Below are 12,072 nucleotides of genomic sequence, written 5' to 3' on the forward strand. Positions count from 1 at the left end.
TGATTTTTCCGGAACGAAACAATCTGACCTCATACTGTCAAATCTTCATTGTATCTTCCTTCGTTTCTACTTGTATGAATTCCCTAAGATACAGAAAAAACCGTGCCAGTCCTTTCAGGCGGATTTAATTTTTTGTTAAACGCCCAGGCCTTCATATCCTTATGAAAAACGTATTTTTATAGCTTAAATTATCCGAGATGGAAAAACCGCTTATTTTGGTCACCAATGATGATGGAATTACAGCTCCCGGCCTAAGGGCGCTCATACGCACCATGAAAGAGATCGGTGAAGTGGTGGTGGTTGCTCCGGACAGTCCACAAAGCGGCATGGGACACGCCATTACGGTAGACAGCACCCTCTTTTCCAAAAAGGTGGTCGTGGACCATAAAGAAGGTGCCCCAAGCGAATATAGTTGTAGTGGAACCCCGGCCGATTGTGTAAAATTGGCGCTTCGCGTAATTTTGGACCGAAAGCCTGATATCTGCGTAAGCGGTATCAACCATGGTTCCAATTCATCCATTAACGTAATTTATTCGGGTACCATGAGTGCGGCCATCGAAGCGGGTATCGAAGGGATTCCTGCCATCGGCTTCTCCCTCTGCGATTATTCTTGGGACGCGAATTTTGAGCCTGCATTGGGCGCTATCAAAAAAATTGTGTTGGAGGCACTGACCCACGGTATTCCCAAAGGGACCGTATTGAACGTAAATATTCCAAAAACGGAAAACGAACCACAGGGAATTCGTATCTGCAGACAAGCTAGAGGCAATTGGAAGGAGGAGTTCGACAAACGGACCAGTCCGTCCGGAAAGGATTACTACTGGCTCACGGGTGAATTTGAGCTTTTGGACAAGGGGGAGGACACCGACGAATGGGCCTTGGCCAACGGTTTTATTTCCGTAGTACCCACCCAATTCGACCTGACCGCGCATCACGCCATACCACAAATAAACAACTGGAACTTAAATGAACAATAGAAAAGAAATCATCATAGGATTTATTGTAGGAATCATAGCCAACACCTTTGGTACTTTGCTGTACATACTCCTTTTTTCCGATTTGGGGATTACCACCACCTTTAATGCTGCCGTGGAGCAAGGTCATATTGGCAGTTTACTGGCATTGGGCGCCATTTTGAATTTGGTAGCCTTCTTTGGTTTTTTGCGCATCAAACGGGACCAACGCGCCAAAGGCGTTATGCTGGCCACCCTGGTTACGGCACTGGTTATTTTGGCCTACAAAGTAATGGCTTAAACCTTTGGTTTTGAAATTGATGGTTGAATTTTGAACTTGGACACTTACCCATGAAATATTACATCATCGCTGGTGAAGCATCGGGCGACCTGCACGGGTCCAATTTGATCAAGGCACTCAAAAAAGAGGACAGTGCTGCAGAAATCCGTTGTTGGGGCGGTGATTTGATGCAACAGGCCGGGGGCCAATTGGCCAAGCATTACAAGGATATGGCCTTTATGGGATTCTTGGAGGTCATCCTTAACATCCCAACAATTTTCAAGAACATTGCCTATTGTAAGGAGGATATCCAAAAGTTCCATCCAGATGTGGTTATTTTTATCGACTTCTCGGGGTTCAACCTTAGGATTGCCAAATGGGCAAAAGCCAACGGGTTTAAGACCAATTACTACATCTCACCCCAAATTTGGGCGTCCAGAGAAGGACGGATTTCCAAAATCAAACGGGATATCGACCAGATGTACGTTATCCTTCCCTTTGAAAAGGATTTTTATGAAAAAAAACACGGCTACCCTGTTCAGTTTGTAGGCCATCCCCTTATTGATGCCATCGAGAACACTCCCTTGCAAGACAACGAAACCTTCAGAAAGGAGAACGGTTTAGACCCTAAAAAGCCAATTATTGCCCTATTGCCAGGAAGTAGAAAACAGGAGGTGCAAAAAATGTTAGAGGTTATGCTATCCGTAAAAAAGGACTTTCCCGAGTACCAGTTTGTGATTGCGGGCGCGCCAAGTCTCCCAGATGATTTTTACACGCCTTTTTTGAAAGGTGACAAAGTGGAATACGTTTCCAACAAAACCTACACTCTGCTCAAACACTCACACGCTGCCATGGTCACAAGTGGAACGGCAACCTTGGAAACCGCCCTTTTTGGGGTGCCACAAGTGGTCTGCTACAAGGGGAACTGGATTTCGTACCAGATTGCGAAACGTATCATTACCTTGGATTATATTTCGCTGGTCAACCTGATCATGAAACGAGAAGTGGTGAAGGAACTCATTCAAAATGATTTGACCTCCAAACAGCTCAAAGCAGAGCTTACCAAGATTGTGGATGGCCCAGAGCGCGAGCGAATACTATCCGACTACATCGAACTCAAGGAAAAACTGGGCGGAAAAGGGGCCAGTGAACTAGCTGCTCGATTAATTGTGAAAAATGTGTAGTTTTATCATCCAAGAAAGTAAATCTATTCTTGGATGTTACGTAAAACCATAATCTTACTATTGTTTTTTGCCCTTATGGCCTGTGGTCCCGGCAAAAAACGACGCACCTACAGCAAGACCCGAACCGTAACGGTAGAGGGGTCCACACGAGACACTTCCCCTGAACGCACACGCAAAAAAGAGGGGCGAAAAAATGCAAAGGCAGAAGCCATTATTTCTACGGCGATGTCCTATTCTGGAACCCGGTACAAGTATGGTGGAACCACCAAACGAGGTATGGATTGCTCTGGTTTGGTCTATGTTTCCTTAAAGGAAAACGACATTATGTTCCCACGCACCTCCTACCAGATGGCCTTGGAGGGACAAAAAATCGGGGTCGGCAATGTTGAAAAGGGCGATTTGCTCTTTTTCAAGACCAGCAAAACCGGAAAACGCATCAACCATGTTGGATTGGTGGTTGATGTTGATGGAAGGGACATTAAATTTATTCACGCCACAACCTCACGAGGCGTGCTGGTATCCTCATTACGGGAAGGATACTGGAACAGCGCTTTTGTAAAGGCCATGCGCATCTTGTAAAGTGCGTCAGCTTAATTTTGTGTCCATAAAGCTCACCTTGTGGGTTATTTTGGGCATCAGTATCGGCTTTTATGCGGAAGTGACTCCGCTTTTGGCTTTGATTGCAACGGTTGTATTGCTGCCTCTGCTATACTGGACCAGCAAAAAACAATCCAGCTCAGGCTTCCCGTATGTTGAGTCACTTGTCGCCATCATTGCAGTTGCGTTGGGCACTTTTGTTGTGGGTATGTCCACCAACAAGGGTATGCCCAATTTTTATGGCCAGTTAGATGTGCAACACCCAAAGGTTTGGCACCTTAAAGTGGAAGAAGCTTTAAAACCCAATGCCTATTCCCATCGCTATGTAGCCAAAGTTATTTCTACGGACAAGAAAAGGGCCTCTGGAAAATTACTATTGAGTCTAACACCGGATTCCCTTTTGCATCCGCTAGAAATTGATGATGAATTGCTGGTTCATGCATCGCTTGAAAACATTCGACCACCGTTGAACCCTTACCAGTTTGATTACCGAAGTTATCTACAAAAGGGGGGCATCCAGCATCAAATCAGGACCAACTATCCGTCCATCCTTAAAACGGAAAAAAACTCGAATACCTTGTTTGGACACGCCTCCCGTTTTAGGGGACACATCATCTCCAAACTCAAAAGGAAAGCCTTTGGGGCGGACGAAATGGCAGTCATCCAAGCCTTATTATTGGGCAAACGCGATGATATTTCTGAGGATACCTACAACAATTATAAAAATGCAGGCGCCGTCCATATATTGGCCGTAAGCGGACTTCATGTGGGGATTATCCTTTTCATTTTGGAATTTTTATTGGTTCCATTGGAGCGTTTACCTAAAGGTAAAACCTTAAAGTTGGTATTGGTGGTGCTATTGCTTTGGGCGTATGCTTTTGTGGCAGGACTTTCTCCCTCCATCGTCCGGGCCGTAACCATGTTTTCGTTTGTGGCCTATGCCCTCTATCTCAACCGTCCTACGAGTTCGTTCAATATTATTGCGCTCTCCATGCTCTTCATTTTGTTGATAAAGCCCTTGTTCTTGTTTCAAGTGGGGTTTCAGATGAGTTATGCTGCGGTATTTGCCATCGTTTGGATCTATCCGAAACTGCAACGCTTCTGGTTTCCCGAAAACCTTATTGTCCGGAAAACGTGGCAATTGCTATCGGTGAGCGTTGCGGCCCAATTGGGCGTTCTACCCATTAGTTTGTTCTACTTTCATCAGTTTCCGGCCTTATTTTTTATTTCAAACCTGCTCATTATTCCTTTTTTGGGGTTGATTTTGGGCTTTGGCATTCTAGTTATTGCTTTGGCACTCTTGAACGCATTGCCACAATTTTTGGTCAATGCTTTTAACTGGGTAATCCACATCATGAATGCTATTGTAGAATGGGTAGCGCAGCAAGAAGGTTTTATTATTAAGGATATCCCTTTTGATTCGGTACAGCTCCTTTTGGGCTATGCCATTATAATTTCGGCAGTGGTATTTCTGTCCAAACCCATCAGAAAAACAGCTTTAATTCTGTTTGGTGGAATTATCCTGTTTCAAAGTTGGGGTATCTGGAACAACCTTCAAACACGGCGAAAGGAAGCGGTCATACTCGCCCACCGTTCCCGAAATTCGGTGGTGTTGCATCAGTTGGGAGATTCGCTTACCATTCTCACTTCAAACCCTACAAACATTGGAAACATTGCCAACGATTACGCTGTGGCTGAACGCATCCGAACCTCGGACACTTCCAAACTCAAAAACAGCTACATTTTGGGTGAAAAAAGATTGGTGATTGTGGATAGCACAGCGTTGTTCCCTTTGGAAAAGCATCCCGATTACCTCTTGTTGACGCTATCACCAAAACTCCATTTGGAGCGATTGCTGGATTCCCTACAACCCAAAACTGTGCTGGCGGATGGCAGCAACTACCCTAGTTTGGTCGCAAAGTGGAAATCCACTTGTGCCCAAAAAGAAATCCCCTTTCACTACACGGGTGAAAAGGGATTTTATGTGTTTAAATTTTAAAAGGTTTAATGAACGTTACCCATCAACTTTTTGATCAATGGCGAAGCCAAGATGACCAAAAGTCCTGCTCCTAAAGAATATTCAGCGATGAGCATAAATCCATCGGTGTAAATGTTTAGAGTACTAAACCCACTAATATCGGCATCCGTACTTTCGATGGCCAATTGCTTTCCAATAAAGCCCACCACCTGAAAGGCAAATGCGGAGGACAGGAACCAAACCCCCATCATGAAGGCAACGATACGTTTGGGAGACAAATCGGTGATTTTCGACAATCCTACGGGAGACATGAACAATTCCCCAACGGATAGCAAGAAGTACATCAACAGTAGATACGTAAACGGAACGAAACCATTTTCGTTCGCACTGGCGCCACTTATCGCCAAGGCGTAGAAACTGATACCAGCAAACAAAAGTCCCATTCCAAACTTATAGGGCGTCCTTGGATTGAGTTTCTTTTTGGACAACCATTGCCACATTAAAGATATTGGAATAGCCAAAATAATGATCCACATGGAGTTCAACGAATTGGTCTGGGAGGCCGACATAATGCCCTCCAAATCCACATTTCTTGCGGCAAACAATGTTATTACACTTCCCGAAAGCTCATGAAAACCCCAGAAAATGGTCATAAAAAAGGTGATCAAAACTGCTACGAATAGTTTTTTACGTTCTTCCAAAGTTGCCTTGTACATGATGTAACCCAAGTACACCAAAATAGAAAATCCAATCAATTTGAAGATTACGTTGACAATGTTTTGGTCGTCAAAAAAAGTTCCTTCAGCGCCCAGAGCTTTATAAGCGGACAGTAAATAGGCAATTACCGGCACCGATGCAAAGGCCAATACGGGAACAAGCACCCCTTGTTTAAGTCCAAATACCTTTTTATCGATGTTTCCGTTCTCCGGAGGGAGACCTTTATCGCCGAACACATTGTTTTTGATCCCGCTCCAAAAAACGATGAGACCTGTAAGCATTCCAATTCCTGCCAGGCCAAATCCGTAATGCCAACCATATTTGGCGGCCAAATATCCGCAAAGCAAAGGTGCTACCCATCCCCCGATATTGATTCCCATATAAAATATGGTAAAACCGGAGTCTTTTTTGGGGTCACCATCTTTGTAGAGGGAACCTACGAAAGTCGATATATTGGGTTTGAAGAATCCATTCCCGGCAATGATCAAGGAAAGGGCAAGGAAAAAGGTGATGTTATTTTCAATGGCGAGTACAAAGTGCCCCAAGGACATTAATATTCCGCCCAAAAATATGGAGCGGCGCATGCCCAAAATGCTATCGGAAATGCGTCCGCCGATTACCGTGGAAGCATAAACCAAAGAACCGTAAGAGGAATACACCGCCGCGGTGGCATAGTCGCGTTCCATCAAGGCCGCAAATATGACCTCTACCATATAAAGCGTAAGCAACGCCCGCATTCCATAAAAACTGAAACGTTCCCATAGCTCTGCAAAAAAGAGGTAGAACAACCCTTTAGGGTGTCCAAACATTTGTTGTTCTGCTGCTGGTTTGGATACTTCTGACATATCGAATTGGTATTGGTTAGATTTTTAAAGTTTTTCCTTAACGAAGTTGGTCATTTTGGTGTAGAGGTGCAATCGCGTGTTGCCCCCATAAATACCGTGGTTTTTATCGGGATAAATGGCCCAATCGAATTGTTTGTTGGCCTGTACCAATGCCTCGATCATGCGCATGGTGTTCTGCACATGGACATTGTCATCCCCAGAACCGTGAACCAATAAATAATCCCCTTTTAGCAACTCCGGATAATTGAATGGAGAGTTATCGTCATAACCTGTTGGGTTTTCTTGGGGCGTTTGCATGTAGCGCTCCGTGTAAATGGTATCGTAAAAACGCCATGAGGTAACCGGTGCCACGGCAATGGCCATTTCGAAGGTATCGTTGCCCTTGAGCAAGCAGTTGGTGGACATAAATCCGCCATAGCTCCATCCCCAAATTCCGGTTCTGTCCTCATCAATATAAGGTAGGTTACTTAACTGTTGGGCTGCCGCAATCTGGTCTTCCACCTCGTATTTGCCCAACTCCTTTTGGGTCACTTTTTTAAAGTCGCGCCCTTTTAACCCGGTCCCACGACCATCCACACAGGCGACGATATAGCCTTCGGAAGCCAAAAGCTGGTGCCAGTAATCGTTGCTTCCCATCCACGAATTGGATACCTGCTGTGAACCAGGGCCACTGTATTGGAACATGAAAAGTGGATATTTCTTGTTTGGATCAAAATTGGCAGGTTTGATCATGTACATGTTCAGGTCGTTTCCATTTACAGTGATGGTGGAGAACTCCTTGGGGGAAATCTCGTATCCCTCCAATTTGTTCAGCAAAGCTGAGTTGTCCTTGATTTTCTTGACCAGTTTCCCAGTAGCTGCATCATGCAGGGTAAACCTGTAAGGTGTTGTTGCACTGGAATAGGTATTGATGTAATAGGTAAAATCACTGCTGAAGGCTGCGGAATTTGTCCCAGCTTCGGTGGATAATGCTTTCTTTCGCTTTCCTTTGGTGGAAATGCTGTAAACGCCACGGTTGATGGAACCATTTTCCACGGATTGATAGAAGATACGATCGTTCTTTTCATCATATCCGTAATAGCTCGTGACTTCCCACGGTCCGTCGGTAATTTGGTTCTTCAATTTGCCGTCCTTTCCATAAAGGTAAAGGTGATTGTATCCATCTGCCTCACTGGTCCAAATAAAACTATCGTCGTCCAAAAAGGTAAGGTCATCATCAATATCTACGTAGGCACCATCACTTTCCTCCAGTAAAATTGTCACGGAATTGTCTTTGGCATCCACTGCATGTAGTTGCAGTACATTTTGATGCCTGTTCAACGTTTGGACGCTCAAATGATTGGGATTGTGCATCCATTTGATTCTAGGAATGTAGTAAGGGTCATTCAAATCTACATTAGAAATAGATGCAGATGCTACATCGTACATGTGCAAGGTGATGATGGAATTCTTCTCTCCGGCCTTGGGATACTTAAACTCATATTGATACGGATACAAATCGGTTCCGTAAAAATCCATCGAAAAATGAGGAACCTCGGTTTCATCAAACCGAAGGAAAGCGATTTTGGTTCCGTTGCTGTTCCATTCAAAGGCACGCACAAAACCAAATTCCTCCTCGTACACCCAATCCGTTACCCCATTAATTATGGTTCCTTTATTGCCATCCGTGGTCACCTGCTTGGTGGTGCGGTTGTCCAAATCCATCACATAGAGATTATTGTCCAACACATAGGCCACTTTGCTCCCGTCCGGAGAAAGTGTGGGCTCTTGGATTTTGGTCTCGGAGATTTTTATCAAATCCTTGGAAGCAATATCATAAACATAATAGATACCTAAACGGGAACGTCTAAAAATGGGCTCTACCTCCGTTGCCAACAGTACTTTGGATTCATCATCACTAAAAGTGTAAGAAGAAAAATAGGGTACCGCTTCGGATGAAGCTACAATGGTCTCTACTTTTTCCAAGGTTTCGTAGTCGTATTTGTCCAAACTACTGGATCTTGGGGAACGTTCCGTATTCAATATGGTATACTGGGTACCGTTGTTCATGGAGCGGAGGACATCCATATATTCCGTTCTAAATTCTCCTCCCCAAATCTCTTCGAGGGTTATTTTTTTCTTTTGTGCGGTGGAAAAGGTCAAACATCCTAAAAGAAAAAGGAATAGAAAAGACGGTTTGTTCATGAAGTGATAAATTGATTAAACATGTGTTTTACAACCAAAAACGTTTTAGTCAACTGGTATGCAGTCAAAAGGTCAAACAAAAATGTCTCGATGGTGTTCTAGCTCACATTCTTGATTTAACAACTTCCAAGTTTACTAATATTTATCCGAAAAATAAATTTTGATGTTGCGTTTGCAACAAATTTTAACCTTTGGATTTAAAAACAATGCCTTCTACTGTAAATGGTCAATATCCGTATATTTGAAAGCGTTAAGCCAACTTTATGAACACTCCAGTTGAAGGATTTTCCAAATTGTCCAAAACCCAAAAAATTGATTGGATAGCGACAAATTGCACCAAAGACCCCAAACAGACCAAATCGCTGTTGCAGCAGTATTGGAACTCGGACCCAAGAGTGCAGCAATTGCATGATGAGTTTATTGAAAACACCATTTCCAATTACTATCTGCCCTTTGCGGTTGCACCCAATTTCTTGATTAATGATAGGCTCTACGCCATTCCTATGGCCATTGAGGAAAGTTCCGTAGTAGCTGCGGCGAGCAAGGCAGCAAAATTCTGGTTGGAGCGGGGCGGATTCAAAACAGAGGTCTTGGGAACGGAGAAAGTGGGACAGGTACATTTTATGTATCGGGGTGATCAAAACAAGCTCACCGATTTTTTCAACAGTGTAAGGCCTAAGCTGATTACCAGTGTGGCTTCCATCACGCAAAGCATGGAAAAGCGGGGCGGTGGCATCAACGATATTGTGCTTCGAAATCTCACAGATAAGATTGAAGGGTACCATCAGCTCCATTGTACTTTTGAGACCTTGGATGCCATGGGCGCCAACTTTATCAACTCCTGTCTGGAACAATTTGCCAAAACCCTGAAAGAAGAGGTCCAAAATCATAAAGACTTTACCGAAGAGGAAAAAAATATAGAGGTCGTGATGAGCATCCTCTCCAACTACGTGCCGGATTGCCTGGTTCGGGCAGAGGTCAGTTGTCCCGTTTCCGAGTTGGGGAGTGACGATATGCCAGCGGATGAATTTGCACAAAAATTTGTGCAGGCCGTCAACATTGCCAAGGCAGAGCCCTACAGAGCCGTTACCCACAACAAGGGCATTATGAACGGGATTGATGCCGTGGTGCTCGCTACTGGCAACGATTTTAGGGCTGTTGAAGCAGGAGTCCATGCCTTCGCTGCCAAAGAAGGTCAATATTCCAGTTTGACAAACGCCACCATCGAGGATGATATTTTCAGATTTTGGATAGAGGTTCCCTTGGCTTTGGGTACCGTGGGCGGACTTACCTCTTTGCACCCGTTGGTGAAGTTGGCCTTGGAAATTTTACAGAATCCAACTGCCAAGGAGTTGATGCAGATCATGGCCGTGGCCGGACTGGCACAGAACTTTGCAGCTGTACGTAGCTTGGTCACCACAGGAATCCAAAAAGGGCACATGAAAATGCATTTGCTCAATATGCTCAACCAATTGGGCGCCACTGAAAGCGAAAAACAGGAATTGGTCACGTATTTTAAGGACAAAACTGTTACCAATGCATCAGTAAAGGAGGCATTGGAGCAATTGAAGTCAAAATAATGAAGAAAGAGTTTTACAGTAACGGTAAACTATTGCTCTCCGGCGAATATGCTATTTTGGATGGGGCCCTTGGCCTGGCCATCCCCACCAGTTATGGGCAATCGCTACAGGTAACCCCTACTTCGTCCTGTGTATTGGAGTGGACCAGTTTGGACGAAAATGACCATAGCTGGTTCTCCGCGACGTTTGACCTTGCCAACTTAAAAATAGTTTCCACTTCGGATGAGGCCATGGCCCAAACCTTGGTGCACCTCCTTTTGGAGGCCAATGCGCAAAACCCTTTATTGCTTACCGATAGCGATGGATTCGAGGTAACAACCCGTCTGACCTTTCCACGATCTTGGGGATTGGGCACCTCATCCACTTTGATCAACAATTTGGCACAATGGGCTCGAGTGGATGCCTATCAATTGTTATGGAATGCTTTTGGCGGAAGCGGTTACGATATCGCCTGTGCTCAACACAATTCTCCCATCACCTATCAACGTTTGGATGGTGAACCAAAGGTCGAAACCATTGATTTTGACCCCATTTTTAAGGACTCCCTGTATTTTGTGCACCTCAACCAAAAACAGAGCAGCAAAGAAGCCATCGCCAATTACAGAAACCGGCAGTTTGATAGGAACAAACTCATCCAAGAAATTTCATACATAACCCATAGAATGATTGAAGTCCCTACCCTAGCGGGCTTTGAATCCTTGATGGAAACACATGAAAACCTTCTTTCCGACGTGTTACAGGAACAACCTGTAAAGCAACGACTGTTTCCAGACTATTTTGGTATGATCAAAAGTTTAGGAGCTTGGGGCGGTGATTTTGTATTGGCTACGGGAGATGAAAAAACCACGGCCTATTTTAAGGGCAAAGGATACTCCACCGTTATCCCCTATTCCCGGATGATTTTTTGATACCCCAAAAATGCATCCGTTGACTGGGAAGGGCCATCCGTCAGATCAAAAGGGGCATCCGTCAATTGGTGCCCCGATAAAACTTTACTTTTTTGCAATTTGAATCCCGAAGACAAAAATGATTGCTTATGTCACTCTGGGATTACACACATTTCTTTCAGAAAAACAAGGTGGACCTTTTTACCAAAAGTTTCATTTCGCTGTTTCTATTTTTATTTGGGTACACGCTCTTTTTGATTTTTTACACTTGGTCAAACTTTGAAGGTTCCTTTCTCCTATTTGCGGTGCCACTTCCGTTTTATGTGATTGCCACTTGCCTATTGTTGAAATATCGTCACCTATTGAAAACGAAAAGTCAGTGTACAATTGCCCACACCAAACAGGACAAATATGAAAAAACGGGATTGTCCGAAGCCTTTTCACAAGAACTAAAGGAAAAACTGGAGGATTTGATGGACACCCAAAAACTTTATTTGAACCACGAACTACGCCTCGACGATATCGCCAATATGCTCAATATTTCCAGACACCATGCCTCCCAAGTAATCAACGAAAACTTTAATATGAGTTTTTACGACTTCATCAATACCTACCGGATTGAAGAGGCCAAAAATAAACTCTGCAACAATTTCAAAAAGTCCTCTGAATCCATTTCCGATATCGCCTACCAATGTGGATTTAACAATCGGGTATCGTTTTATAAGGCATTTAAAAAACGAACCAAGATTACACCCAAGGAGTTTATCCAAAACGCAGCCTAGCCCAGTTTCCTGCCGAATTTGTAAACGTAAATCCTTTTCGGGAAATAAGTAAAGGTTAATAAGCGCTAACAATCTTCCCTCCAAC

General features: G+C 44.1%; 10 protein-coding genes. 8 read left to right on the plus strand and 2 right to left on the minus strand.

Translation table 11 applies throughout. From position 1 onward, the window contains the following. Positions 1–197 precede the first annotated feature (197 nt). The 5 genes from surE to ABNE31_RS00630 are packed head-to-tail and all read left to right on the plus strand — an operon-like array spanning position 198 to position 5,013. Entirely contained in the window at positions 198–977 is a 780-nt protein-coding gene (gene surE, locus ABNE31_RS00610) for a 5'/3'-nucleotidase SurE (protein WP_349351977.1), read from the plus strand. Continuing rightward, entirely contained in the window at positions 967–1,254 is a 288-nt protein-coding gene (locus ABNE31_RS00615; RefSeq protein ID WP_293288902.1) for a hypothetical protein, read from the plus strand. The genes surE and ABNE31_RS00615 overlap by 11 nt, the downstream gene beginning before the upstream one ends. A gap of 50 nt (positions 1,255–1,304) precedes the next feature. Then, entirely contained in the window at positions 1,305–2,417 is a 1,113-nt protein-coding gene (gene lpxB / locus ABNE31_RS00620) for a lipid-A-disaccharide synthase (RefSeq protein WP_349351978.1), read from the plus strand. Between the two features lie 33 nt (positions 2,418–2,450). Continuing rightward, positions 2,451–2,996, plus strand: coding sequence for a C40 family peptidase (locus ABNE31_RS00625; RefSeq protein WP_179385715.1), 546 nt, complete (start codon positions 2,451–2,453; stop codon positions 2,994–2,996). Between the two features lie 19 nt (positions 2,997–3,015). Beyond that, positions 3,016–5,013: a ComEC/Rec2 family competence protein gene (locus tag ABNE31_RS00630; RefSeq protein WP_349351979.1), complete on the plus strand. Its 1,998-nt coding sequence runs from the start codon at positions 3,016–3,018 to the stop codon at positions 5,011–5,013. A 5-nt stretch (positions 5,014–5,018) separates the two neighbouring features. Here the strand turns inward: ABNE31_RS00630 and ABNE31_RS00635 are convergent, their stop codons facing one another. Further along, positions 5,019–6,554, minus strand: a complete 1,536-nt coding sequence (locus ABNE31_RS00635) for an oligopeptide:H+ symporter (protein WP_349351980.1) — start codon at positions 6,552–6,554, stop codon at positions 5,019–5,021. Positions 6,555–6,578: 24 nt separating this feature from the next. After that, positions 6,579–8,738: a S9 family peptidase gene (locus ABNE31_RS00640; RefSeq protein WP_349351981.1), complete on the minus strand. Its 2,160-nt coding sequence runs from the start codon at positions 8,736–8,738 to the stop codon at positions 6,579–6,581. A 263-nt stretch (positions 8,739–9,001) separates the two neighbouring features. Between ABNE31_RS00640 and ABNE31_RS00645 the strand changes: the two genes are divergently transcribed. The 3 genes from ABNE31_RS00645 (at position 9,002) to ABNE31_RS00655 (ending at position 11,987) form a co-directional block, all read left to right on the plus strand. Then, the gene (locus ABNE31_RS00645; RefSeq protein ID WP_349351982.1) at positions 9,002–10,318 is read left to right on the plus strand and encodes a hydroxymethylglutaryl-CoA reductase, degradative; all 1,317 of its coding nucleotides are present in this window, start codon (positions 9,002–9,004) and stop codon (positions 10,316–10,318) included. Next, the gene (locus ABNE31_RS00650; protein ID WP_349351983.1) at positions 10,318–11,226 is read left to right on the plus strand and encodes a GYDIA family GHMP kinase; all 909 of its coding nucleotides are present in this window, start codon (positions 10,318–10,320) and stop codon (positions 11,224–11,226) included. Before ABNE31_RS00645 ends, ABNE31_RS00650 begins: the two co-directional genes overlap by 1 nt. Positions 11,227–11,354: 128 nt before the next feature. Then, complete coding sequence (locus ABNE31_RS00655; protein ID WP_349351984.1) at positions 11,355–11,987, plus strand: helix-turn-helix domain-containing protein; 633 nt, start codon at positions 11,355–11,357, stop codon at positions 11,985–11,987. Positions 11,988–12,072: the final 85 nt, after the last annotated feature.

Source organism: Flagellimonas sp. MMG031, assembly GCF_040112705.1.
In the GTDB taxonomy this organism is placed as follows: domain Bacteria; phylum Bacteroidota; class Bacteroidia; order Flavobacteriales; family Flavobacteriaceae; genus Flagellimonas.

What these genes read in the sequence shown, in the direction of transcription:
- ABNE31_RS00625 (WP_179385715.1), top strand. Translation starts at nt 2,451, where the DNA reads ATGTTACGTAAAACCATAATCTTACTATTGTTTTTTGCCCTTATGGCC.
- surE (WP_349351977.1), top strand. Translation starts at nt 198, where the DNA reads ATGGAAAAACCGCTTATTTTGGTCACCAATGATGATGGAATTACAGCT.
- ABNE31_RS00650 (WP_349351983.1), top strand. Translation starts at nt 10,318, where the DNA reads ATGAAGAAAGAGTTTTACAGTAACGGTAAACTATTGCTCTCCGGCGAA.
- ABNE31_RS00655 (WP_349351984.1), top strand. Translation starts at nt 11,355, where the DNA reads ATGTCACTCTGGGATTACACACATTTCTTTCAGAAAAACAAGGTGGAC.
- ABNE31_RS00615 (WP_293288902.1), top strand. Translation starts at nt 967, where the DNA reads ATGAACAATAGAAAAGAAATCATCATAGGATTTATTGTAGGAATCATA.
- ABNE31_RS00640 (WP_349351981.1), bottom strand. Translation starts at nt 8,738, where the DNA reads ATGAACAAACCGTCTTTTCTATTCCTTTTTCTTTTAGGATGTTTGACC.
- ABNE31_RS00645 (WP_349351982.1), top strand. Translation starts at nt 9,002, where the DNA reads ATGAACACTCCAGTTGAAGGATTTTCCAAATTGTCCAAAACCCAAAAA.
- lpxB (WP_349351978.1), top strand. Translation starts at nt 1,305, where the DNA reads ATGAAATATTACATCATCGCTGGTGAAGCATCGGGCGACCTGCACGGG.
- ABNE31_RS00635 (WP_349351980.1), bottom strand. Translation starts at nt 6,554, where the DNA reads ATGTCAGAAGTATCCAAACCAGCAGCAGAACAACAAATGTTTGGACAC.